The following is an 846-nucleotide window of genomic DNA, read 5'->3' on the forward strand; positions in this document are numbered from 1 at the left end:
GTGGGCCAGGGGGTCAACGGCGTGACCGGCGACTACTCGCGCGGCGCCAGTGGTTTCTGGGTGGAGAACGGGCAGATCGCCTGGCCGGTGGATGGCATCACCATCGCAGGCAATCTGAAACAGATGTTTGCCAGCATCGAGGCGGTAGGCAGTGACGTCGACCCGCGTTCACATATCTCGACAGGATCGATCCTTGTCGGGAGAATGACGGTCGCGGGCGACGAGTGACCTGATTGTTCGGTTGCCGCCGTTGCGGGGCGATCCGGGGGACCGCGGATGACAGCACCCCATACATTCCATAGACCAAAGGTAAAGGGAAACACCATGAGCGATTACGAGAACACCGCGGCCAACGGCGTGAATGCCGAAGAAAAGCAATGGGGCATGTTTGCGCACCTGGCCTCACTGGCCGGGATCATCATCCCCCTGGGCAACCTGCTGGGGCCGCTGATCGTGTGGCTGGTCAAGAAGGACACGATGCCGTTCGTGGCCGACCAGGGCAAGGAAGCACTGAATTTCAACATCACCGTGTTCATCGCAGCGTTCATCTCGGGCATCCTGACGCTGGTGCTGATCGGCTTCCTGCTGCTGATCGTCGTGGGTATCGCGTGGCTGGTGCTGACCGTGCTCGCAGCGCTCGCCGCGAACAAGGGCGAAGCCTACCGCTATCCGTTCACCCTGCGCCTGATCAAGTAATCCGGCGGCAGCATGCAGCAGCGAAAAGGCCCGGGATTCCCGGGCCTTTTCGTTTTCGTCGCGTGGTGTGTGGCGGCCGTGCGCGATGCGTGCCCGGCGGGGCATCAATGCGAGCGCCGGATCGCCAGTTCGGCCAGTGCCGACAGCGCG

General features: G+C 62.6%; 2 protein-coding genes. Both read left to right on the forward strand.

From position 1 onward, the window contains the following. The coding region (locus ABB33_RS17915; RefSeq protein ID WP_248842468.1) for a metallopeptidase TldD-related protein at nucleotides 1–228 on the forward strand (228 nt) is incomplete at its 5' end. A gap of 96 nt (nucleotides 229–324) precedes the next feature. Then, on the forward strand, nucleotides 325–696 hold the full coding sequence (locus tag ABB33_RS17920; protein WP_054666692.1) for a DUF4870 domain-containing protein: 372 nt from the start codon (nucleotides 325–327) through the stop codon (nucleotides 694–696). The last annotated feature ends 150 nt before the right edge of the window (nucleotides 697–846 follow it).

The organism is Stenotrophomonas acidaminiphila (assembly GCF_001431595.1).
Taxonomy (GTDB): Bacteria; Pseudomonadota; Gammaproteobacteria; order Xanthomonadales; family Xanthomonadaceae; genus Stenotrophomonas; species Stenotrophomonas acidaminiphila.